Annotated in this window: 23 protein-coding genes; 4 read left to right on the top strand and 19 right to left on the bottom strand. The window is 41.3% G+C overall.

The features are described 5' to 3' along the window. Positions 1-93 precede the first annotated feature (93 nt). The 6 genes from IEW05_RS01485 to IEW05_RS01460 all read right to left on the bottom strand — a co-directional run bounded on the left by IEW05_RS01485 (position 94) and on the right by IEW05_RS01460 (position 6452). Positions 94-1092, bottom strand: a complete 999-nt coding sequence (locus IEW05_RS01485) for an alpha/beta hydrolase (RefSeq protein ID WP_188535125.1) — start codon at positions 1090-1092, stop codon at positions 94-96. 166 nt (positions 1093-1258) lie between these two features. Beyond that, the gene (locus IEW05_RS01480; RefSeq protein ID WP_188535123.1) at positions 1259-2239 is read right to left on the bottom strand and encodes an alpha/beta fold hydrolase; all 981 of its coding nucleotides are present in this window, start codon (positions 2237-2239) and stop codon (positions 1259-1261) included. 214 nt (positions 2240-2453) lie between these two features. Beyond that, positions 2454-3821 carry a sensor histidine kinase gene (locus IEW05_RS01475; protein ID WP_188535121.1) on the bottom strand — a complete coding sequence of 456 codons (1368 nt, stop codon included), beginning with the start codon at positions 3819-3821 and terminating at the stop codon, positions 2454-2456. After that, positions 3818-4492 (bottom strand): response regulator transcription factor, encoded by a 675-nt coding sequence (locus IEW05_RS01470; protein ID WP_188535119.1) that lies wholly within the window; start codon positions 4490-4492, stop codon positions 3818-3820. The genes IEW05_RS01475 and IEW05_RS01470 overlap by 4 nt, the downstream gene beginning before the upstream one ends. Positions 4493-5011: 519 nt before the next feature. Then, the gene (locus tag IEW05_RS01465) at positions 5012-5932 is read right to left on the bottom strand and encodes an SPOR domain-containing protein (RefSeq protein ID WP_188535117.1); all 921 of its coding nucleotides are present in this window, start codon (positions 5930-5932) and stop codon (positions 5012-5014) included. After that, positions 5913-6452: a sigma-70 family RNA polymerase sigma factor gene (locus IEW05_RS01460; RefSeq protein ID WP_194434082.1), complete on the bottom strand. Its 540-nt coding sequence runs from the start codon at positions 6450-6452 to the stop codon at positions 5913-5915. Before IEW05_RS01460 ends, IEW05_RS01465 begins: the two co-directional genes overlap by 20 nt. Positions 6453-6710: 258 nt before the next feature. Here IEW05_RS01460 and IEW05_RS01455 point away from each other — a divergent pair, with 258 nt between their 5' ends. Continuing rightward, on the top strand, positions 6711-7136 hold the full coding sequence (locus tag IEW05_RS01455) for an exosporium protein C (protein ID WP_188535112.1): 426 nt from the start codon (positions 6711-6713) through the stop codon (positions 7134-7136). An 81-nt stretch (positions 7137-7217) separates the two neighbouring features. Here the strand turns inward: IEW05_RS01455 and IEW05_RS01450 are convergent, their stop codons facing one another. Then, positions 7218-8702: a methyl-accepting chemotaxis protein gene (locus tag IEW05_RS01450; RefSeq protein ID WP_188535110.1), complete on the bottom strand. Its 1485-nt coding sequence runs from the start codon at positions 8700-8702 to the stop codon at positions 7218-7220. A 50-nt stretch (positions 8703-8752) separates the two neighbouring features. Next, the gene (locus IEW05_RS01445; protein WP_188535108.1) at positions 8753-9313 is read right to left on the bottom strand and encodes a GNAT family N-acetyltransferase; all 561 of its coding nucleotides are present in this window, start codon (positions 9311-9313) and stop codon (positions 8753-8755) included. 396 nt (positions 9314-9709) lie between these two features. On the opposite strand from IEW05_RS01445, the gene IEW05_RS01440 reads away from it, so the two are divergent. Continuing rightward, positions 9710-10855, top strand: coding sequence for a phosphodiester glycosidase family protein (locus tag IEW05_RS01440; RefSeq protein ID WP_188535106.1), 1146 nt, complete (start codon positions 9710-9712; stop codon positions 10853-10855). A gap of 39 nt (positions 10856-10894) precedes the next feature. Here IEW05_RS01440 and IEW05_RS01435 read toward each other — a convergent pair whose 3' ends face one another. Continuing rightward, positions 10895-11113 (bottom strand): hypothetical protein, encoded by a 219-nt coding sequence (locus IEW05_RS01435; RefSeq protein ID WP_188535104.1) that lies wholly within the window; start codon positions 11111-11113, stop codon positions 10895-10897. Next, positions 11065-11406 carry a sigma-70 RNA polymerase sigma factor region 4 domain-containing protein gene (locus tag IEW05_RS01430; protein WP_188535102.1) on the bottom strand — a complete coding sequence of 114 codons (342 nt, stop codon included), beginning with the start codon at positions 11404-11406 and terminating at the stop codon, positions 11065-11067. The genes IEW05_RS01435 and IEW05_RS01430 overlap by 49 nt, the downstream gene beginning before the upstream one ends. A 181-nt stretch (positions 11407-11587) precedes the next feature. Here IEW05_RS01430 and IEW05_RS01425 point away from each other — a divergent pair, with 181 nt between their 5' ends. Together IEW05_RS01425 and IEW05_RS01420 are read left to right on the top strand one after the other, a co-directional pair. Beyond that, positions 11588-11803 (top strand): hypothetical protein, encoded by a 216-nt coding sequence (locus IEW05_RS01425; protein WP_188535100.1) that lies wholly within the window; start codon positions 11588-11590, stop codon positions 11801-11803. A gap of 384 nt (positions 11804-12187) precedes the next feature. After that, positions 12188-13015, top strand: a complete 828-nt coding sequence (locus IEW05_RS01420; RefSeq protein ID WP_188535098.1) for a methyl-accepting chemotaxis protein — start codon at positions 12188-12190, stop codon at positions 13013-13015. 111 nt (positions 13016-13126) lie between these two features. Here the strand turns inward: IEW05_RS01420 and IEW05_RS01415 are convergent, their stop codons facing one another. The 9 genes from IEW05_RS01415 to IEW05_RS01375 form a co-directional block, all read right to left on the bottom strand. Further along, on the bottom strand, positions 13127-14995 hold the full coding sequence (locus tag IEW05_RS01415) for an Mbeg1-like protein (RefSeq protein WP_188535097.1): 1869 nt from the start codon (positions 14993-14995) through the stop codon (positions 13127-13129). Further along, positions 14988-15656, bottom strand: a complete 669-nt coding sequence (locus IEW05_RS01410) for a hypothetical protein (RefSeq protein WP_188535095.1) — start codon at positions 15654-15656, stop codon at positions 14988-14990. Before IEW05_RS01410 ends, IEW05_RS01415 begins: the two co-directional genes overlap by 8 nt. Before the next feature lie 193 nt (positions 15657-15849). Then, the gene (locus IEW05_RS01405; protein ID WP_188535092.1) at positions 15850-16281 is read right to left on the bottom strand and encodes a hypothetical protein; all 432 of its coding nucleotides are present in this window, start codon (positions 16279-16281) and stop codon (positions 15850-15852) included. A 15-nt stretch (positions 16282-16296) separates the two neighbouring features. Next, on the bottom strand, positions 16297-16941 hold the full coding sequence (locus IEW05_RS01400; RefSeq protein ID WP_188535090.1) for a hypothetical protein: 645 nt from the start codon (positions 16939-16941) through the stop codon (positions 16297-16299). A 113-nt stretch (positions 16942-17054) separates the two neighbouring features. Further along, positions 17055-18218, bottom strand: a complete 1164-nt coding sequence (locus IEW05_RS01395) for a hypothetical protein (protein WP_188535088.1) — start codon at positions 18216-18218, stop codon at positions 17055-17057. Positions 18219-18281: 63 nt separating this feature from the next. Beyond that, positions 18282-18611, bottom strand: coding sequence for a WXG100 family type VII secretion target (locus IEW05_RS01390; protein WP_373285813.1), 330 nt, complete (start codon positions 18609-18611; stop codon positions 18282-18284). Positions 18612-18824: 213 nt separating this feature from the next. Beyond that, positions 18825-19376, bottom strand: coding sequence for a TcaA NTF2-like domain-containing protein (locus tag IEW05_RS01385; RefSeq protein ID WP_188535086.1), 552 nt, complete (start codon positions 19374-19376; stop codon positions 18825-18827). Positions 19377-19547: 171 nt separating this feature from the next. Then, entirely contained in the window at positions 19548-20624 is a 1077-nt protein-coding gene (locus IEW05_RS01380; protein ID WP_188535084.1) for a hypothetical protein, read from the bottom strand. After that, positions 20602-23142: a VgrG-related protein gene (locus tag IEW05_RS01375; protein ID WP_188535082.1), complete on the bottom strand. Its 2541-nt coding sequence runs from the start codon at positions 23140-23142 to the stop codon at positions 20602-20604. The genes IEW05_RS01380 and IEW05_RS01375 overlap by 23 nt, the downstream gene beginning before the upstream one ends. Positions 23143-23148: the final 6 nt, after the last annotated feature.

Raw genomic sequence — 23148 nt, 5'->3', positions numbered from 1 at the left:
AAAGAGAACGATCCAAGCCGTAAAAGGCCTGGATCGTTCTTGCGTGCTTGCACTAGCATATGTTGCCGTATGATATGTCTGACATCTACTCTACTACTCTTTTGCACCTGCATTTACTTCTTTCATATATTCTCTGAAGTCCTGAACGATTTCTTTGGACTTGGTATGATGCAAATAATGATCTCCTTCTACGGTTATCATTTTGCCTAGAACAGAATCTTTGGTTTGTTCTTCATGCAATGGTATCCATCCTTCGACGTCTGTATTATTCGCTTGTACAAAGAGTAGAAGCGGGAGATCTGCTGGGAATTTCAGCCTTCTAGCGGCGATAAAATTATCATTAAAATGTTCCATTTCATTCATCATGCTGGAATTATACATGTTTTTGAGCGAAATCAATCTCAATTGTTCTTTTGTCTCATCATCAAATGCTGCTATTTCTGCATACGGGTCACCGGATACCTTCATTGCCAATCTGCCTAATCCTGATTGTCTGAGGAATTTAAACATATTGATTGGGAATTCAGTATCCATGCCGCCTTGCGTTGGAACACTGCTATCGATCCCGACAAATGCGGTTACCTCGTCCCCATATTTGTTCACATACTCCAGTCCGTAAATACCTGCAATGGAATGGCCCATGAGGATATAACGATCAATATCAAGCTGCTGCAGCGCTTCATGAATTTCACTTACCATATTCTCTGAGGTTCTTTCCTTGGTGGTATCGTCGCTTAATCCATAACCCAAAGGCTCGACCACGGCGACTTTGTAATATGGAGCTAGCTCATCCACTAGCGGCTTAAAATCAAGGGCTGGTGCTGCCGTTCCATAACCCGTTAAGAGCACTATGGTTTCTTCGCCTTGTCCTTGAATCAAGACATTGAGCTTCTTCCCGTCGACGGTTGCAGACTGACCATAGGGCTCGATCTTGTTCAGATCCGATTTGTTACTGAAGATATTCACTATATACGTGGTGGCAAGAAACAGCACGATGAGTATCAAGATCGCTCCAAATATTTTAAGCAATAGGCGCCCTATTTTACTTGCCCTCGTTCTATTCTTTGTCTTTATTTCCTCTGTTTGTGTCATGCTCATCTACTCCTGTCCTTATCTGTTTATTAAGCTGCCTTCATGTGCCATTAATGAGATGTTAACTTATGAAGATGTACTCCCTATGACGCCAATATGAACTGAATATGAACAAGCAGCAATAGTTCTAAGACGTCATATGTGTAGGAGCCGTCAGATGATGAATTTATCTGATTTCTTCCATGAATACTCTAAAGTTCTCTACGATTTCTTTGGCTTTGGTACGATGGATGTAATGATCTGCTTCAAACCGCATTACTTTTCCATGTACAGAATTTGATATTTGTGCTTCATGCTCAGGTCCCCATCGATCTGTTACGGGATGATTCGCTTGGATAAAGAAAATAATAGGAAGATTGTTGGGAAATGATTCACTTTCGGCTGCTTTAAAATTAGAATACATTTGTTCAACTTCATTTATTACGTTCGAATTAAACAGGTTTTTGTGCATAAGAATTCTCATTTGCTCTTTCGTTCCATCATCATACGGAAGTGCAGCTAATGGGTCCGTCCCCAATTTCAAGACCAATCTGGAGAGACCTGATTTTTTGAGCCATTTCATCACTTCGAGTTGGGACGATTCAACCTTCTCCGTTATCGTCGGAACACTGCTATCGAGCCCGACAAATGCAATAACCTCGTTTTCGTATTTATTCACATAATCGAGTCCGTAAACGCCTGAAATGGAGTGTCCCATGAGAATATAACGTTCAATATTAAGACCTTGTAAGGCATCGTGAATTTCACGGACAATATTCTCTGTGGTGCGTTCCTTTTCGGTTACATCACTTAATCCGTAGCCAAAAGGTTCAACGACGACGACTTTGTAGAAGGGTGATAGCTCTTCGATTAACGGCTTGAAATCCAGTGCGGGTGCTGCTGTTGACAGACCAGGTAGGAGTACGACGGTTTCTTCGCCTGTTCCTTGGATCAGAACATTCATCTTCTTCCCGTCTACGGATACGTGCTGACCGTAAGGCTCTAATCTTTTTTGCTCCGAATGGCTACACATCACGTTAACGATATAAACAATACCTAGAAAAAGAACAATGGCTATAACGATTGCTCCTATGATTTTCAGCAACATGTTTCGTACTTTCTTTAGTTTCGTTCCATTCCTCGTTTTCTTGTCCTCTTGTTGCGTCACGCTTATCTTCTCCTGTCCTGATCTGTTTATATGGCACCTATACCGGCCGCTAATGACAGCTTATACGACGAAGATGTACTCCCCATGACGACAATATGAACTGAATATGAACCAAGCAAAAAAATACCACGACTTACATACAAGGAAGTTTGCATGTGAGCTGTGGCATGAGAAATACGTTCTAATCAATCTAATGGATACTTCATGAATCTAACTAATCTGTCGGCGATGTGATGGGCAAGGTCACTATGAAGGTTGTTCCTTGGTCAAGTTCACTTTCCACCGAGATGTCTCCCTGATGAAGCAATACGATCTGTTTAACGATAGCAAGTCCCATGCCGCTTCCACCATACTTCCGGCTGTGGGAACGATCGGCCTTGAAGAACCGCTCGAATATGCGCTTCTGGTCCTCGAGCGAAATCCCAATGCCTGAGTCGGATATGCGCACGGTCACGTTCTTGATATCTTGTTTGATGTTGACGTTAATCACGCCGCCGTCCTCAGAGAATTTGATACTATTCCCGAGGATGTTCGTCCACACCTGATTTAATAGATCATAATCTGCCGTTAGGCGAACGTTCTTCAAATCGAGCTCAAAAGAGATGTTACGAGCCGACCATTGCGGTTGGATTGCAACGATGACGCGTCTGATCTGTTCATCCAGGCTGAATGTGACCAGTTGTAACTGCTGTGACTGCGCTTCAAGCAGACTCAGCTTGAGTAGGCCATCGCTCATCTTGGACATCCGATCTGCTTCCGCGATGATAATATCGAGATAACGACTTCGATCGCTATCCGCGATGCCTACTTGCTTGAGTGCAAGAGCATAACCGGATATCGAAGTGAGCGGCGACTGAACCTCGTGCGACACGTTCGATACGAACTCTCTACGCATTTGCTCAAGTTGCTGTAGATCATGCGTCATTTCTTCGAAGCTGCGAGCCAGAGTGCCGAGTTCCCCTGCTTGCTTTATATTCAGCTTGACGTTGAAGTCTCCTGCCGCTATACGCCTAGTCGCCTTGGTCAGCTTTTTGATCGGTCTGACTATGAACATGGAGGCAACCAGAATGAATAGGCTTCCCGTGATCAATGAATAGATCAAAAAAGAATATAGCCAATTCTTAGTATAAGTGGTGGACGGGGGCGTGAGCGGCTCCACAAACATGGCCTTCGTCCCCTTTTCTGTTATTAAAGGTAGCCCTATGAGAACCGAAGCAACACCATTCGGATTGACTTGGACATCTTCGCCATCAAGTACCTGATTCACTTGTTCCATCGATACCGTGGCAGGTTGTTGTCCGTTAAGATTTCCATAAGACGTAATTTGACCTGTCTCATCATAAATTCGAATATGATACGAATCGAGCTGTTTCATTTCACTTACAAGCGAGTCCGCTTCACGTAACGGAATGGTCTCATAAATCCGGACGATGTCCTGGGCGAAGTGAAGTGAGATCATTCGCATATTTTCGTTCAATTTCTCTTCAAACACCCACACAGATACCGTAAAAGCAATGACCGTGCCCACGATCACGGAGACTAGATAGATCAGGACAACCCGTGTATATAACGATTTGATCATTCGTATACCTCAAGCCGGTACCCAAGCCCACGCACCGTTTCGATTCGAAAATCGGGTGCGGTCTTGAACCTTTCACGTAAGCGTTTAATATGTACGTCTATCGTTCGATCATCTCCAGCGTAGTCGATTCCCCAAATTTGATCAATCAACTGTTCACGCGTATAGACTTGCCCGGGTGTTCCTGCGAGTTTATATAGCAATTCGAATTCCTTTAGCGGTAGCGTAAGCGACTCCGTCCCTCTCATCACCTTATAGGTCTGCCGATCCAGCGTGATGTTGCCGAACTGGATCGTCTGTGTGGAGCCAATCTTGTAGCGCTTCAGTAATGCTCTCACACGAACCGTCAACTCGAGCGGATCGAATGGTTTCGTCAAGTAATCATCACTTCCCAGCTCGAAGCCCTTCACTTTCTCCCACGTTTCACCTTTTGCAGTTAGCATAAGTATCGGAAGATCGGGATTGGCTCTTCTGAGCTCCTTGCATAACGTCCAACCATCCATGATCGGCATCATAATATCGAGCACGACAAGATCGACATGTGTCGAAGCATAGACAACCAGCGCTTCCTTACCGTCTGCGGCTTCAACCGTAGTGAATCCATCGTTACGTAGAAATAAGCAGACCAGTTCGCGAATGTTCGCATCATCGTCAGCAACCAGTATAGTAGGCATCCGTTCCCTCTTTCCCTGTTTTCCATCCTATATAGTAGTAAACATTATACTATAAAAAGATTCGAAACATCGAATAACGCGGATAGATAGAAGTTCGCTGTACCTCCAGCTTCCCCAGCACTTCCCGCTGAACAACTTCCGTGCTTCCTCCGCATCCAGCGCTTCTTTCCCAATCTCTTATAACTCCGGGTCCAAGGCGGTCAACTACTGCGATGTTATATTGTTAATGATCTGTTCATATAGTCCTTGATTCATAATATGTACTTCGGGTCAAACGTGCTATTTTAAGTGATAATTCTAAACTTGGATTGTAGTGATTGTTCTCGACCTGAAACCAAAAAAAGAGAAGCTCTGATCATATTCCCCTTATGTTCCGACCTTCCAATTCAAAGCTCAGTCGTAAGAGAGAACTACCATCAAAACTTCTCATAACGCCTATCCAAACCCAACATCAACCTTCTTACATTGCATGTATTTCTCTGTCTACTCTGGTGATCCCATTCTTGTCGAAAACTAATGTTATCGCGATGCTGGACGTTTTCCTTCTGCTCTTTCTGCGATATAAAAGTCCTGGGCATCGGGTACCTCTGCTTGTATTTGCTTCAACTGACTCGCTGCTTCTTCTTCTGTCGAGAAAGGACCCATTTGTACGATATAGGTACCCTGCTGATCTTTCTGAATGCTGACAGCGTCATAAGAGAATAGGTACTCTTCCAAGATCGATAACGACTCGCCCATCTCATAGGATCCGCTTTGAATAAAGTACGCCGGTTCCTTTGCCTCCGCTTCCTTATTATCCTTTGCTGTTGCAGTCACTTGAATCATTCCTGGTTCTTTATATTCAGATACCGAGACATCCACATCCTGCGAGAATTCCACTGCAAAACGATATGCGGAATCATCAAGTGTGATAATGCTATAGACATCTTTTACATATGGTAATGAACGAAGCTCTTCTATTGCCGCCTGCGCATCAAACTCGCGTACCCCATTGAACTCGAACGTTAACTTGTAAGGGTACTTGTCATATTTTGTAGTATAAGCAGGAACATCCGAGATAGAATCTCCATTGATTTTAAAATGAATATCAATTGTATTCTCCGTACCCGAACCTACAGTCACCTTTGCTCCATCCGTCACCTGGCCTCCAGACTGCGCGTTCTGATGTGAAAAGTCCAGAACCTTCACCAGATTGCCGACCACGGGGATATTCTCTAATCCCTTTGCCATCACAGGCACATTTGCCGCCACTGTTAAGAACAATCCGCCTCCAATAATCACCGCTGCTGCAACTTGTCCCCAAATCCGAAATGGATTTCTTCTTTTTTGAAGAGGTGGCGTTTCCTTCATATTGTGTGCTACCCCTTTTGCAATTCCGCGATCAATATAGTCATCTAAATTGTTAGGGATGTTAAGGTTGTCATACTCTTGTAATTCCATTTTGTCGCCCTCCTTCTAAAATTGCCTTGACCTTGTCCAGCGCACGATAATGCTTGGTTTTAATCGTGTTCTCCGGTTTACCCAGCTGCCTCGCGATATGTTCAAACGTTAAATCTCCAAAATATTTGAGCGTCAATATTTCTTTCTCATCTTCCTTCAACTGGTCTATAGCCTCATATAAATCCAATCGATCTTCAACGCCGGACTTCTGCGGTGTGGTAACCTCTTCCCAAACCTCTCCGGTGAAGACTAACCGTTTGCGTTTACGGATTACATCAAGCGCTTCATTCATAACAATACGAACTAACCATGTATCGAAATACTCTGTATGCTCCAGCTTACCTATGCTAATATAGCTCTTATAAGTAGCCTCCGAGACAACTTCTAACGCCAATGCCTCGTCCTTTACATAACAGTAAGCTACCTTATATAATTTCTCTCCTCGGTTCTTGATTAATGTCGCAAAACTATTATTACAGCCAGATTTGGCCTGTTGTATCAATTGTTGATCGTTCATCATATCACCCCTTTTTCTTTACTTACCCCTGTTAGATGGGGAACGGCGCCCAATAGTTTCAATTTTTTTTGGAATTAATAAAATAAGTCATGCATGAGCGAATGCTTAGCCAAATATTCATTATTCACCACCGCATGAAATTAGTTCTTTCCCATTGATCACTATTATATTTGCCTCAAATTAAAGTAGATTATTAGATGTCCAATCATTCTTCTCTTATCCAACATATCTTGGAATTATCAAACTAGAGGAGATGATATTTTGGTACGTATTCTAGATAAAGCTGCCGTCCAACCGCGCAGTAGATTCAACTTAGCAAATTCATCTATTATCCGAAGATCACCAGCAAGATCTCGTCTTGCAACAATCACGATACGGATTCCAGTAAATTCTCAACCTAATCGGGTAGATTTGATAGCAACCGTAGGTGTTCGAGGTGTCACTGGCATTGCGCAAATTCTCTTTAGAATCTCTCGCGATGGAAGAGAGATTTTCAACACACTACAAGGTATAGAATCAGCGGCATCTGAACAAAATTATGCTATTACATTCCAGGCGGAAGATAGAAATGTAAGAACGGGTACCCATGTTTACACAGTTACTGCAGAGAATACTACTGCAAATACAAGAGCCGATATTGTTGGACCGATATCGTTTAGTGGGCTAGCCGTTAAAACGAGAACTTAATCCTATATTTGCAGATGGAAAAAGCGCATAAAAAAAGTAAAAAGCAGCACATTCCTCGACAGAGGATGGGCTGCTTTTGCTCTATTGTTTGGATACCAACTGCTTCATGTCCAAGATCAGCTTGTCCAGCTTGCCGTAATCTTGAACCAGCTCACCGATCTTCGAGTCCTGGTCGCACATGATGCCATGCATTTCTTCAACCGAGGCCATATTCTGCTGCGTCGAAGCCGCGATATCCGCCATGCTCTCCGTGATGTCTTGCTGGCGTTTGTGAAGATCTACGGCGGAACCGCCGACCTGGTCGGCGTGCTCCTTGACCTGTTCCATATTCTCATGGATGGTCTGGATCAGCTGCTTCACTTCTAGGGATACCTCACTGCTAGTCGTCACGGCTTGCTGCCCCTGTAGAACCTGGGTATTGAGCGCATGGATCCGATCCCGGATGACCGATAAAATGCCATCAATCTCCGAAGCGGCCCTGCTGGAGCTGTCGGCCAGCTTCCGCACCTCGCCCGATACGACCGCAAATCCCTTCCCGTGCTCTCCGGCACGTGCTGCTTCAATTGCTGCATTCAATGCCAGCAAGTTCGTCTGTTCCGCCAAGCCGCGGATAACCGTTACGATGGAGCTGACACGATCGTTCTCCTCGTTCAGCATCTGCATCATCCGTACCGTGTGGTCCATCATCTCATGCACGCTCTGTACCTCGCCGGAGAGTAAGCCGATCTGCGTGCTACTGCGCTCCGTGAGCTTGGCGTTGTCGGTGGCGTAATGCTGCAACTGTCCCGTTCCATCCAGCAGGTGACCGACCGCTTCGTTCATGATTTGGGTATATTCGTTGATATGCATAATGTTGTCCGTTTGCTTTTCGATGGAGGCCGTCATTTCGGCAAAGCTGTACGTGACTTCCTTTGAGATGTCCCCGGCTTCCCGTACGCCTGACTGTTGGGTACCGTTGAACTCATTCAAGACAAGCACCGAATCCCCCAACTGCTGAAACATGCCGTCCACCATCACCTTAGCCTCCAGCGTCTCCTGTTGTCTTTCCGTTACCTGCTGCTGCAGCCGCTGGCTGAATGTAGCTGAAAATGCGAGCGCCGCCGTTGCAAATGCCAAGTACAGATATAAGTATACGAGCGACTCTCCCGGGAACAGCTGCTCCCGATACGTCGGATCCAGATACAAATAGGTGCTAGCGATCGCTCCCAGAATGCCGGAGAATATAATCGGTCTGTAATCCGCGTACAGCGTCATGACCGCTAAACTAACATAAATCAGAAAGTACGTGCTGATGATCGGATGGGGATCCGACAAAATCAGCAGCAAAATGATGATCGTAAAAATACAGGCCACAAAATATTTGATATAGTTGACCAACACGCGTCGATAAGTCATCCAGGTGGCCGTGCCGCAAGTGAGGAGCCCGACGCCAACCAATAGTAGGATCATGTTCATGCCTAGTCCGATGGCCAAATCCGTCAGAACACCCAGCCCCAGCATCCCCCATAAAATGATGACGAAAAGCCGATTGCGTTTATCCAGTTCAGTAAGTTCACCCGTTTTCATCGTTTCGTACTCCTTCTGTTCAATATGTATCGATATCTATTGATATGAATCTATCCGATCCCGGCTCCACTATACACGGCGCTCTGCGGGAATGAGAGCCAGGAGTAACGGTCTTTATGGTTGTATACTTCCTCCACGTTCAAGATCGTGGGAACGACGTAATCGCCTTTATAGAACACCTTCTGCGAAATCTTCTCCATCGGGATCCGGAACGAAATCCGCAGCGCCCGCTGCAATACCGGTTCTAGTAGTGCGACGTAGTACTTCAGCTGATTCTTTTCCCCGAAATCCACCAGCGCGGATAGTAGCTCCGATATGAAATGACCGCGGTAGCTTTGCAGCACAGCCATCTTATCGATTTCCGCCACTGCCCCTTCAGCCAGCATGACGGCCGGATGCCGATCAAATGCCGCTGTCTCGTTAATGGGACTGCCACTGCTGAATGGCTTGATCTCCGTCGTTCCTACGTAATGCCCTTCTTTGGTAACGACTACGTATCTTTCGAGAATCCGGTCGGAAAACTCCAGGTCAAAACCTTTTTCCAGCCACACGGTGGTCCAAACGCCGTTAAACATCGCCAGCTCCAGTTCATTCTCAACTCTTTTAAACATAGTCTCTCCACTCCTTTTGGCAAGATGGCCCTATCCTATCTCTCTATGGATTTTCAGAAAAACCATACTACTATATAACTTATCGGAAAAAACGAACTAAATACGCACTTCAAAAGAAAAAATAGTACAAAATGCCCGTTTTTTCGACAAACTTATATACGTTCTAAGTTCTATTGTACGGAAATTTTTTAGTGCAAAACTCCTAACTTTTATTATTTTTGCATTACTCTATGTTTATCTTCGACACCTATTATGATCTTTCCTTTTTTTAAGTAAAAAATAGATAATGAGGGAAATAACCCCAAACTACGTCTCTTATCCCCCTAATAATTGGAACTATTCATCCGATATAACTATATAGAACAACCAGATTAGAGAAGAGGGGTATTCTGTCCTATGAAAAAAGTCATCTTGCTTGTAGTTTTAGCTTTTGTTTGTCTTGTACCTACCGCGTTTGGGGCAGCTCCTGCCAAGAATTTTGTCATTGTCGATGCAAAGAGTAATGAGTCTTTTGTACCTATTCGGTTCCTAAATGGCTATAACGGAACGACGGTAACCTGGACCGCTGCAGATCAGCGCATTGATATCGTCAAGGAACAAACTAAACTCACCTTATTCGTTGGCAAAACAACGGGAACATTAAATGAAGAACCTGTCCAATTAACGGGTGCACCTTTTAATGATAATGGGGTTACGTATGTACCACTTCAAGTCGTTAGTAAGGCGTTGAACATGCAGGTAACTTGGGATAAGGAGCTATCCTCCGTCAAGCTTAATCAAGACGATGTTTCGGCCGCCTCCTTACCTTTTCTTACCCGAGATAAGAATGGAAATGTTAACAACAGCAAGCCGATCGTGAGCGAGAAGAAAACCTTTAAGGTGGGGAAAAAATCTTTTACCGTGCAAATGGTGACGATCTCGTTGCTGCACCCTAAGATTGATATGGATGTTGTACTTGCGGGCAATACCATAGGCAAAGTGGAGGAACTCAGTAGCTTGGCCAAACGTAATAACGCGGCTGTTGCTATTAATGGTACTTTCTTTGATGCATACACAACAGGAGATTACAAAGCGCCTTACGGCTACATTATTAGTGGAAATGAGATCCTGAAGCAAAGTGGCGGCGACCGCCGTACTGTCTTCACCTATGACAAGAATCATCTGGTCGAGCTGATCCCAGGCATGGATTTCCTGGACCGCTTCAAACTCGGCACAATCGAGGGTGGCCTTCAAGCTGGACCTCGTCTACTAACCAATGGTAAAGTGACGATTGATGTTGTGAAGGAAGGTTTTAAGGACCCGAAAATATTAACGGGTGGTGGGGCTCGAAGTGCGCTTGGTATTACGCGTGATCATAAGCTAATCCTGATTACTACGGGTGGAGCAACGATTCCGCAGTTAGCGGAGATCATGAAACAGGCAGGTGCTTATCAGGCGATGAATCTTGATGGCGGTGCCTCTAGTGGACTCTACTATAATGGCAAATACATTACGACACCAGGACGCAAGATCAGTAACGCCATTGTGATCAAATATCAATAATTACACATAGAAAAGCCCTCTGACCTTCAGAGGGTTATTCTAATCTTTTCGCTCCTTAATCATTTCCAGAAACTCTACAATAATATTAGAAACGGCGTCTTCCTCCGGCATGTAAATGTACTTGCTAGTTCGCAGGATGTCCGATTTGAACAGCTCAATTAACTTCAATGTAGATTCTGCATCATTGTCCTTAGCTTTATGAAGTAAGTTTAGGAACTCATCATCCGAGATAACTCCCGGATCATTTTTCGCTTCCATTTGCTCACCCCTTGCTGACTCATATTTAACTCCCGAGCCACTTCACCTTCTGTCTTATCTTGGATATACAGCTTGAAGATGACGGTCTTTCCCGTGTCGGATGGTAGAGCATTAATGAGCTGTCTTACGACGACTTTGTTATCAGAAGTTGAGGTGAAACTGGTTGTGGCCGGTTCGAATCCGTTAAAAGAACATTCCCGCTTCCTTACAACTTTAGCCTTGTACTGAATCCGCCAAGCAATCCGGTACACTTCTCGTCTATACTCCTCAAATACGGTCTGCTGATCCTTCAACACTACCTCCCCCTTTCTTTTTCATCTTCTATATATAGGGAAATTTACAATCATAGTTTACTACCCATAATTTGTTTATTTTTAGTAATTATAACATTTATTCTCAAATAATTGGTTGTAAAATCGTATGAATATTTGCTCTATAGTGTGAAGGGAATTTAGGGGAAAGGAGGAAGCGATCATGCAGGTCACAGATATGGTATCATTAGTAACGAATGTGGGATTTCCCGTCACGTTATGCTTTATCCTGATCAAATATGTTCTGCAAACTGTGGGAGCTAAGCTCGATAAAATGGAATCTTCCTTACACAGCTTAACGGAAGAGATTCGAATATTAGAAGAAATCGGCGATGAAGTAAGGGACGTTGCGCAGCACGCTAATCCGAAGTCCAAATGAATGTAGCCTATCTAATCATTGTGTCTGATGTGCCGATTGTCCCCCTCCCTCCCTTATCTTCATGACACCATTGCCACTGAATCAAAAAAAGCAACCTACACCAAGGATCAGAACTCAATCGCTAAGTGGGTTACTTGTCTTCAATAACACTTGGAGGGTGCCCCACCGAGGGAGTGTTATAAATGTGGCCATTTGGTGAACGGCTACTTACTTCATTTTATTCATTCGAAATAAATTTATCAACATATTTTCTATATTTTTCATAATTTTCTAGAATATATATCAGTCGCAAAATTACTTCAATTTTCCAAATTCGTACATTGTCAAAGCTTGCCTGCGCAAAGTATAATTAATTAATTTAAAATTTGAGATAGGCGGTAGAACATGAATAATATAGATATCCTTATAGCAGCTGTCCCTTATATTAAGCAGATGATTAGAGCAGACATTATGATTGGTGTCACGGACCGTGAGCAATTTCTATTCTATGAGCCTTCGGCAAAAATAGATTTTGGACTTCGACCTGGGGATCCCATCCCTGCAGATGATAAGAATCTTCGAACCGCTCTAAATGGAACGTTCTCTTCTACCCAACTTCCAGCCAGTATCTATGGATTTCCTATCAGTGCTATCGCCATTCCAATTAAAGATGAGAATGGAGTTATTATTGGGGCTTTTGCTACGGCACAGTCTACTGAAACTCAGCAACACCTTGAAGCGAACATGGAGAAACTCAACAGTATTACAGGACGACTAGTGGATATGGTTCAAACGGTGGCAGCGCATTCAGAGGAACTGTCTGCAACCAGCGAACAGATTATGACGAATACGAAGTATGCAGTTGAGAATTCCTCGGAGATCAATGGCACAATTCGATTTATTCAAGAAATTTCTAATCAGACGAACCTGCTTGGACTAAATGCTGCAATTGAAGCAGCTAGAGTTGGTGAAGCGGGAGCCGGATTTGGCGTTGTTGCCAAAGAGGTAAGAAAGCTATCTGTTAGCACTAAGGAAGCAACCAACAATATCTCCACAACATTATCTAGTGTTCAGAAGTCCATTCAGCAGCTGGAATCCGACTTCTCACAAATCGTCCTATCTTCCCAAGAGCAGGCCGTCTTAGTTACCGACTTTATGAGCATTATCGAACAGCTCAATGAATCCAACCAGCAGATGAAAGCCTTTATCGAAGGTTTGATTCACCATAGATAGAACTAATCGTTGACTAAAATACTGAATATAGCCTGCCGAATCTCTAGAATTCAGAGAATTTTGGCAGGCTGTTGGTGTTAAAGGAATTTATATCCGGTTCTAACACTGCATTTACCTCCTACAAACACCACTCGAAATCTCCTCGATCTTTATGTATTGTTCTTGGGCATAGGTTAATGACTGTATCTTTCTTTTCAATTCATCCATTACTCGGACTTGTTGCCTAGTGACCCTATCACAAGCTCGCTGTATGGTCTGAATTTGCCTTTGCACGTTCGACTCACTATAGGATCGACTCACACTAGACGTTACACTCGTCACTTCGCTAATGATTTGACGGACCGTAGACTCAAATTGAAGTTCCGCATTTCTAAATTTGGCCTGCAAATCACTCATCCTAGTAAAGTCCATCGCTAACTTGGTGGCGTTGTATTTCACGTATCCTCCACTAACATTTTTAACAAAATTATCCTTGGCGTTATTCTTCTTTGAAGTCTGGTCAACTATTGCCTTCGGTAATCCAGTAATAAAAGAAACGCTAGCTGTAAAGATTAAATATTTCTTCGTTATTTCTTCCTTCGCATTATTAACAAGGTTACTTATACCTTTTTTCGCTTTATCTACAACGGTATTCCATGTGTTCTTGATGGCTGAACCCGCCTTCTTGAACCAATCTACTACACTATTCCAGGCGCTCTTCACAGCATTCTTGACGAAATTAACGAGTTTTTCACTTAGATCCCTGAACGTTTCTCTGATTGCTTGCACTTGCGCATCCAATATAGGTGCTATGAAATTTCTGGTAACCCGAAATAGTTCCACCATGAAATTAAAGTTACTCACGTTAGCCTCAATTGAATGCTGAAAGTCATCCATGAAGTACTGAGGGAATCGAGTAGCTAACCACCCTGTTGCAATTAATTCAGCAAAGTCTACAGTCCCATCTGCAGCTTTCTGAATAACGTAATCATCTAAATACTCTGCTATGGCTATTCCCCCAGTAATCGTCTGGAACTTGCTTGTCGGTTCAAAACCTTCATCTCCATTCTCCATGAGTGCTAACAATCCATCAATCGCATAACTTCGATGAGGCTCAATCATATTTGCATTAATATAAATCGTAAAATCATTAATAAGTTTGCCTAGCACACCTTGTGTAGCTACGCCTCGGAGCTGTCCACTCTCATTCAACATAATATTAGGTTTGTGATTATATATAAACTTCTCCTGCTCATCCGTATTGATGTACTTGATCTTATCCGTATTTGCAATTGGATTTAATAGGCAATTCACAAAGTCATCCTTCGCTGAGATCGAAGTAATCTTATGAGCATTCGCTTTGATTTGATCCTTGTATTTCTCAAGAAATTCCTCAGAGAAACCTTGCCCGTCAAAAGATATCCCCCGTTTAACTTTATCCGATAGTATTGTTACGAATTGCGTCTTGTTGCCTCCTTTGGAGTGCCCTGTAACCGTGATATTATCGTATTCCAGACCATCGACATATTTAAGTGCAGCGAGTTGCTGATCTGTTTCTGATAAGTATCCCCCCTGCCCGTTATCATACCATTCGTAATCACCACCCGTTCCTCGGAACACGACTGTTGCCTCACCTTGTGGATCAACAAATGTGGCTACCCGCATCCCTACCTCAAGTGGTTGCTTGCTATCTTTGTCAATAATTACCTGACCGTTTTTATCATACATTACACCAGTTTGGCCATTAGTTATTGTCAAATCCATTAACTGTGAATCTTTTTCTATAGCTTGTAAGATAGCTATCCATTCTTCTCTTTTCATTTTGCAGGGATATTCGTCTTCAGTGCCTATCTTTTTTTCGTTTCGACTTTTGTCCAGACCATCCTGATGTAAAAGGGATTCTACTATTTCTCTTACTTTCATATCGTTTTTATTAGCAACATCTTTGAGATAGATTAGATTATCCAGTAATAACAACTGACTTTCGCTTAATTCAGCCATCTGTCTTTACCTCCTTTCCATTTTGTCTAATTTTTAAATCAGAAGTAACCATAACTGATTTATAATCACCCACGAAATATCCACTCTCACGTAAGGCACTTAAATTTTGCATTCCCGGCCCTATGGATTGAAATTTCTCATTATGCACAACATACAGTCGTACTAATACTACCATCTTGTTTTTACGCATTCTTTCAGCTATTTCTCGCAGACTGGCTTCCACATCGACTCCTGCTACGGATTCTTGTTTCACAAAAATAACCGTGTCCGATGAAAACACCTCGTCTTTACTATAAATCTCCTCAATCTTAGTTTCCTTATTTAACCGATCAGGTAATATCCCCTCACCAAAATCCGTAAACAATTTAAATTCCTTGTACACATCCCCCACAAACCCTGACAATACTTCCTCATATTTCGGTTTTATATATATTCCAAAATATCCATCACTCATGCTGTAGGAGCCATCTTCCATTCTCGTTCCCCATACTTCAAATGAATCCCTTTTTGTTCCATTCTTCGGATAAGCCCACAAGCTATCATAGCTATCTGCAAAATTACTCAGACTCAAAGACATGGGTACAAACTCCTCGCCATACTTCTCTTCCAGATAAGTCATCATTTCATTCTTAATTGCTTCCGGATCTGCTTTCTTCTTCATGCAAGCACTCACTCCTAATGAAATCATTATCGTTAGTCCAATTAGTAAAACTCGTTTTGCTATATCCCTCAATTAATTCCCACCTTTCTTGAAGTATTCGTTAGTTTCAAATCCACACGACTCACACATCTATTGAAAAAGTTCTAGTTCCTTTTTCGATATCAACCTCAACCTTGGATATAACATTTTATATTCAAGGCTCAAACTGATATATTCTTGTTGTACCACCCGTTCCTCGGAACACGACTGTTGCCTCACCTTGTGGATCAACAAATGTGGCTACCCGCATCCCTACCTCAAGTGGTTGCTTGCTATCTTTGTCCATGATAACCTGATCGTTTTTATCATACATGACACCAGTTAGGCCATTTTTAATTGTCAAATCCATTAACTGTGGATCCTTCTTTATAGTTTCTAAGATAGCTACCCATTCGTCCCTAGACATTTTGCAAGGATATTCGTCTTCAGTGCCTATCTTTTTTTTGTTTATACTTTTGTCGAGGTCCTTTTCATCTAAGAGTTTTTTTACAACAGCACTCACAGTACTATTACGTTTATTGGCGACTTCCTTGAGGTAGATCAGATTGTCTAATAATAATAATTGACTTTCGCTTAATTCAGCCATCTGTCCCTACCCCTCTCAGTATTTTTTGATTGTCAGGTCAATACTAACCGTTATTGACGTTTGATCATGTAAAAAGTAATCTTTCTCCTTTGAAGGTATTACATTTAATGCTTCCAATCCAATAGAATCATATTTATCATCTATTACAACATATAAATCTATATCTCCAACCATTTTTTTCTCAAGCATTTTTTCTGCTATCGTGCGTAAACTTACCTCATCATCAATACCTTTTGCGGACTCTTGTTTCACAAATAGAATTGTATTTGACCTAAAATGCTCATCCTTATTGTAAATCTCCTCAATCTTAGTATCCTTATTTAACCGATCAGGTAATATCCCCTCACCAAAATCCGTAAACAATTTGAATTCCTTGTAAATATCCCTTACAACCCCCGATAATACTGCCTCATATTTCGGCTTTATATATATTCCAAAATATCCATCGCTCATGCTATATGAGCCATCTTCCATTCTCGTTCCCCATACTTCAAATGAATCCCCCTTATTCCCATTCTTCGGATATGCTCGCAAGCTGTCATAACTATTTGCAAAATTACTCAAACTCAAAGACATGGGCACAAACTCCTCACCATACTTCGCTTCCAAATAGGTCATCATTTCATTCTTAATCGCTTCCGGGTCTGCCTTCTTCTTCATGCAACCACTAACTCCTGATGAAATCATTATCATTAGTCCAACTAATAGGACTCGCTTAGCTATCCCCTTCAATTAATTTCCACCTTTCTTGAAGTATTCATTGCTATCCTTACTTACAAATCAATAACAAGATCAGGAAATTTAAGCATCTCATCAAGGTAGCTCTGCACCTCATCTTCCAAGGCATCTGTTAGTTGCTCCAGTTCTTTCTTTAGTAGTAAATTTAAAAGGGTGTTGAATTTCTCCATGAGAGGATCGATTTGATGACTCAAATGGTCCATGTTAAATAGGCTCACCCCCATGAAAATCGTTTCCACGCTTCGATATGTAGTATTTACTATGTCAATCGCCTGAGTTGCCAGTTTATCTGCAAGTTCACCAATTTGTTGCTCTAAATCTGTTGTTTTTATTTTTTTCAACTCTACTCTCAGCATATTTCTATTCTTATTGAGTTCATTCTCGGTGTATTTTATTACATGTTCAATAGAACAATTCATTCCTTCGTAGTTCAATTCATCGACCCTTGAATATATAGAATACAACTCTTTCTCCATCATTAATTGTTGCTCTTGCTCTGTTTTTCTGAAAAAGATTTTCCATATCTCTTCATGTATTACACTTGCCGTATGATAGAACCAACTAACAAATTTAGAATAGTCGCTTTGCTCAGTAACCACAGCTTGCCCTTGCTCATCAAATACAAGGGATTTATAATAAGCTTCTTCATTATCTTCCCAGGTTGATTTTTGCTTCACAAAAATGACCTTTTCTACATAAGGTCCAACAGGATCATTCTCAGCAACGAAATTCTTAGCCTTACCCTGAAGTACCTCTTCACTTGGCGCACCAAATACAACAGCCTCAACTTGAAGCTGTTCCGCCATACTTACTGCTCGTAATCCACCTAACTTTGAACCGATTAGTGTACACTTTCCAGCACCTCTGATTTGTTCAATTCTTCGTATAGCTTCATTCAACTCATTAAGCATATGTATATGATCCAATTCATTATTCTGATGGATAACAACGCCATAATTGTTCCCGTTCACATCTGTAAACAAAATAAGACTAATACTGTCTTGCACCAAAAAATCTTGTATATGTAAATGCATCAGGCTTGGACATGAAATGATCTCTTCAACTATTTCATCCTCATTTGAGTTGTCACTTAACACCCTTAGACATTCAAACATCGTCTTGCCACTGATCTTGATCTCCGAAGAGATTATTGCATTGGCCAACTCACACAATAACAACAATTCCTTATCTGTTAACACGTCTGCAACACTCCTTATATTTACTAAATGATCATAACCTCTCTTCCGTTTAAAATGTTCACCCTACTTTTTCCCCTTATTCTGCTGCTGTTGTTGTTGAAGGAGGAGAGCCTGCCGCTGCGCTTCCAACCGTCTTTGCTCATCTGCAAGCTGTACTTCTCTGGTCAGCCCTTCCAAGCTCGATTTCAAATCACGAATCTCTGTATACAATCGGTTCATCTCTGTACTTGTCTGATTATGATAATTATCAATAAAAGCCTTAGCTGCATTGCCTTTCCACCAAGACGTGACTTGACTCAATTCAGCTTTAACGCGATTCTCTGTCTTTATTAATTCGGATTGTTCATTATATAATCTTCTCGCCGTGCTGTTGATTTCACTAGTCGAATACAGAAATATCCCTCCATTGTTAATTTTATATATACACTTAAAATATTGTTTTATTTACCAAATATTTTAATCTATTTCCCCGTTAATCTCTACCACATTAGAGTATTACAACCGATTATTGTAAAAAAAAAAAATACCTCTTCCGTTACAACCTAAACTAGTTTGTCAAACTCTAGATTAGGCATAGATGTAATGGAGAGGTTATTCAGTCTTCTACTAATTATGATGTTCCCAAATCTCTTTATTACTTATTCCAAGTTCTGTTTCATTTGAAATGATTGTATACATCCAATACTCTGTTGTTTCCGTATTTTTGTTTTCATTCGATTCATTAAGACCTATTGTCTCTTTAACATATAATTTATACTCATCACTATTAGAAGAATCCTCTTCGATATTTTCTATATCATACGAGATCAGAGAATACGTTACTCCTTCTGCATGCTGATTAGAAATATATAGCTTCTGCTCTTGATATATTTTACTATCCTTGATCAAGTACTTTTCCACTTTGGAAAAATCATTATTATTAATCGCATCTGCAATAGCTTCTTCATAGGCTCGGAGCAGCATCTCAGGCTCATAGCTATCGGCATGGGTTGCTCCCAAAGCTACATCACTTTCATCTTCGCTTAGGTTAGGATCTACATTCTCCGTCCCCTCCTGCCCTACCTCGTCTAAATTTACTTCATTTTCGTTCAAGTTATTTGAGTTTATTTGAACGTTAGGTTCAGATGTCTCCATATTGCCTCCATACTGTAAATTCATTGATTGATTTACCTCCCCGGATTTTTTCTCAGTAGGTCCGCAAGAAACCAATAATATGACGAATATAAACAATACTAAGGTATATGTTGTACACTTCATTTGTATCTCCCCTCCTTTTCGAGCCAATCTAGTGCAAACTTAACGTTTCTCAAATCTAATAAGTTTGATTGTTCACATATTATTTAGCTTCTTAATACTTCCGTTATCCAATTCGACATACACCTGGGCTAATTCTTCACTTTGACTAAATAAATCTGAGGTGACATCTGCATCATATAGCGTCCATTCTCCTGTATTCATCGAGTTAGCATCAGGATTCTCTGACCTTCTTAATTCAATTTCCTCGCCATTAACTTCCATCCATACACGAGTTACTCTAGCCTCCTTACTGTATACATGCGCTGCAAGATTCATTAATTTCGAATGGTTAGTATGATAAGAGAGAACATAAGCATCGTGCAAATACAGATATTCATCCTTATAACCACTGAATAAACTTATTAAATTTCTGAATGGATAAATATTCTCTGACCACTCCATATCAGCTTCGTCTTCACTTTCAATAGGAGTTAAATATAACTTCGTTGGATCAGAGTCCACCAACTCAACCAATGGCTTACATGCGTTGACAATAGTATCCGAAGGAGCTGGTCCCCCACCTCCTCCATCAGGTTCTGATTTAAGTCTTGCTAGAAAGGAGTCTCTAGTGGAATAATAACTGTCTTCATCCCAAATCGTTAATTCCACCCGATTATCGATAAGACCTGACTCTTTGTAAAAGAGACGCCTGCTTTCATCAGAAAAAACAGGAACAATCGCTGCAAGATCGGCTGTGTCTGAAAGCCAAATAGGGTTGGTTCTAAACGCTGCTAGCTTATCAAAATCTTTATCCAATCGTTCTTTTGTCCAATATCGATAGAGAGTGTATTCATAAGGAGCTTTGACTTCATTCGCTAAACCCTCTACATCAGATGCTTGTAATGCGATATAAGGAAAATATGGGGCCGGCTCCTTGGCTACTTCTGCATCAAGAGCTCTAAAGCATGCCTTAGCCACATTTGCAAATTCGCTATTTTCTTCATGCTCAGGTTCGTCTGGTTCCGAATTATTTATTGGTTCTGTATAATTATTTTTTGTAACATTATCGTGATTGTTATCTGCCTTTTTGTCCGAGCAACTTGTTAAGACTAGCGTAAATGTCAATATAAGTAACAGTAGATTTTTTTTACCTCTTGTTGTAAAGTTCATTATAATCTGCCACCACCCAACCTTTATATTTATTTCTTTTAGCGGAGCCATTCTCAAATAAGCTTTTTAAAGATACGACTTCACCGCCTGCAGGATTGATAATTAACATATCTTTAGTGCCTTCATCGTATCCCACGGCTAGTACCCAATGCCTGGATGGTGCATCCAGTTGATATTTGGTTTCAGTAATGTCAATAAGCACGGGATTTCCGCTGTCTATGGACTTTTTAGCATAGTTATATAATATTTCTACACTCTTAAATGAATTCGTTGTCTCCTTAAACAATGCTTCATTCCCCATGTGCCGATCAAATTCTATATTTGGAATCGACTCCATCATTAGACTAGCTCCGGAAAATACTTTCTTATCTTTAAGTTCTTTATTTAATTGGGATGGATTAATTACTTCTCCTCTCTTCCATGACTCAACCATTGCTATTGCAGTCAATGTACAACCTGCTTCATATATTTTGGTATCTTTGCTATTTCCAAGCTTTTCATCATACCAACTAGGCTTGGTCCCATCTAAATATCTATCTTGTGAAAAAATAGGCATCGACTCTAGGTTGGGTACCGTTGTCCATTTAGAAATACCAACGCTTGCCACCGATTTATAGGATCCCAAATTTGTTGATTTAGGATTCGTAGGGACCTGCGTTTGCTGATTTTTTTTAGTATTTGATTCCTCTTCTTTTTTTAATAAAGCCAAAGCATCATTCAATTCATTAATATTGATTCTTGTCCAAACGCTAACTTGGACTTCCGTAGAATTTTTACTGAAATATTTTAAATATTTACCGTAAATTCCATGTTCTTTGGCAACTTTTATGCTGCTATTATTTGATGGTTTATTTAAGTTCTTTTCCGTAATACTCTTCGTTCCGCTATCTATTACTTTTCCACTTTCTTTGTAAATCGCACGTATTAATTGTTCTTCTGTAGCATGTTTATAATCTAAACTTTTAAACGCTTCTTGGATCATATTGGCTGCACCCCCAGCTCCGTGGTGGACAGACCTCGACCAGATCACGTCTTTCAAAGTATCGCTATGTAGACTAACATCAAAGCCAATTGAATCCTTTAACTTCTTTACGGTAACGTCATAATAAGTAGTCTTGACATAATCATGTTGTAATTTCAAGAAACCTTCGGGATCATCTTTAGCAATGGTACTCCACACTTGATTAAAATTAGCCCCATATTTATCCCCATCTTGTTCATACGCTTTGCTCAGGCTCTTGAAATAATTTTCGTTCTGATTCTTTAACCATTTTACAAAAGCAAGAGGGATATCAAACTTACTAGCAAACTGATAAGCTCCATAGGAGGCTCCACCGCTATCGCCCCCGCCTCCTGAAATGGTTCCTGGTTTTCCATTGGATTCAAACTTTCTAGACAATAAACCCAGTTGAAAATCTTTATTCTTACTATCGATATTAATTCCAGAGGACGTTTCATTTTTATCCACTTTCTTCAACTGATTCCCCGCAAACCCCGTACCCGTCCATAGATGTTTATAATCTACGTCATCTACCATTTCAGGAGACATAGAATATTTATTTTTCAGCTCAGCTCGTACTTTCTCCGCATACGCATGCGCTCCGTCCATTTCTTTCTGCATGCCTTTTGCCTTATATTCACTCCATGCGACTTGTGCTCGGCCAATTTCGCTAAGCAGTTTATGTATTTCTTCTAGTTGTTTATGTGCCCAGGCTCCTTGTGTCCCTCCTTTCACGACCAATCCCAATAAATATTGATATTGGTTATCGTCTGGCATAGGAACCTGGACGAATTTTCCGTCTTTAGTCAACTGAAAAGAGGGGTCGTAAGAGCACGCCTGTATCGTAGTGCCTGAATATAAATGACTTAAATTAACCTTTTGCCCGTAAAGGTCCTCATTCACACCATATCCTTTTAATATCTCCCGTTGTTTTATTGCTTCTTTATGGGCATTTTCCATCAAATAGACATTCCCAAATGCCTTATATACGGAATAAGCAACTTGTGCACGAGCAATCGTATCCCTCGCCCTAAATATTGCATCCAATTTGTCTTTGGCTTCTAGTTGCTCTTCTTCCGTGCCATCCTTCGCCTGTAAATGCAGCTTCTGAACAGTAGGATCTTCAAATAATCTATCTTGTAAATAGGTAGTCAACTCTTCTCCATAAAGATAAACTCCTTGATTATAAAACGAGGACGGGAGTGCTTTTACCTGTGCCAGTTTCTTTGCCTCATTCTCATCCCCTCGGTAATACTCTGCTGCCTCGTTTAAAGTACTCGCTTTTTTGCCGAATCCGATGCTCACGGACTCCGCTAGCGAATGAATCTCCTTAAGGCAGTCTTCCATTTCTCGTACCATACTCTGAACATACGATTCTGGATATTCACTTTGTGTATCCCCAATAAGTCGAGTTAGAACTGGATAGATCGCCTTTTCACCATTCTCAATGGTTCTTGCCAATGACTTAAGTTCTGCAGATAGTTCCTCTAATTTTGAAGGATCTACTTCGATTTTCAATCGATC

This window comes from Paenibacillus segetis (assembly GCF_014639155.1).
In the GTDB taxonomy this organism is placed as follows: domain Bacteria; phylum Bacillota; class Bacilli; order Paenibacillales; family Paenibacillaceae; genus Fontibacillus; species Fontibacillus segetis.
Note: the sequence above shows the minus strand (reverse complement) of the source record. Positions and strands in the feature narration are given on the sequence as shown.

Coding starts and splice junctions, on each gene's coding strand:
- IEW05_RS01485 (WP_188535125.1), bottom strand. CDS start 1,092: ATGACACAAACAGAGGAAATAAAGACAAAGAATAGAACGAGGGCAAGT.
- IEW05_RS01475 (WP_188535121.1), bottom strand. CDS start 3,821: ATGATCAAATCGTTATATACACGGGTTGTCCTGATCTATCTAGTCTCC.
- IEW05_RS01470 (WP_188535119.1), bottom strand. CDS start 4,492: ATGCCTACTATACTGGTTGCTGACGATGATGCGAACATTCGCGAACTG.
- IEW05_RS01465 (WP_188535117.1), bottom strand. CDS start 5,932: ATGGAATTACAAGAGTATGACAACCTTAACATCCCTAACAATTTAGAT.
- IEW05_RS01460 (WP_194434082.1), bottom strand. CDS start 6,452: ATGATGAACGATCAACAATTGATACAACAGGCCAAATCTGGCTGTAAT.
- IEW05_RS01450 (WP_188535110.1), bottom strand. CDS start 8,702: ATGAAAACGGGTGAACTTACTGAACTGGATAAACGCAATCGGCTTTTC.
- IEW05_RS01445 (WP_188535108.1), bottom strand. CDS start 9,313: ATGTTTAAAAGAGTTGAGAATGAACTGGAGCTGGCGATGTTTAACGGC.
- IEW05_RS01440 (WP_188535106.1), top strand. CDS start 9,710: ATGAAAAAAGTCATCTTGCTTGTAGTTTTAGCTTTTGTTTGTCTTGTA.
- IEW05_RS01435 (WP_188535104.1), bottom strand. CDS start 11,113: ATGGAAGCGAAAAATGATCCGGGAGTTATCTCGGATGATGAGTTCCTA.
- IEW05_RS01425 (WP_188535100.1), top strand. CDS start 11,588: ATGCAGGTCACAGATATGGTATCATTAGTAACGAATGTGGGATTTCCC.
- IEW05_RS01420 (WP_188535098.1), top strand. CDS start 12,188: ATGAATAATATAGATATCCTTATAGCAGCTGTCCCTTATATTAAGCAG.
- IEW05_RS01415 (WP_188535097.1), bottom strand. CDS start 14,995: ATGGCTGAATTAAGCGAAAGTCAGTTGTTATTACTGGATAATCTAATC.
- IEW05_RS01410 (WP_188535095.1), bottom strand. CDS start 15,656: ATGAAGAAGAAAGCAGATCCGGAAGCAATTAAGAATGAAATGATGACT.
- IEW05_RS01405 (WP_188535092.1), bottom strand. CDS start 16,281: ATGGCTGAATTAAGCGAAAGTCAATTATTATTATTAGACAATCTGATC.
- IEW05_RS01400 (WP_188535090.1), bottom strand. CDS start 16,941: ATGAAGAAGAAGGCAGACCCGGAAGCGATTAAGAATGAAATGATGACC.
- IEW05_RS01385 (WP_188535086.1), bottom strand. CDS start 19,376: ATGAATTTACAGTATGGAGGCAATATGGAGACATCTGAACCTAACGTT.
- IEW05_RS01380 (WP_188535084.1), bottom strand. CDS start 20,624: ATGAACTTTACAACAAGAGGTAAAAAAAATCTACTGTTACTTATATTG.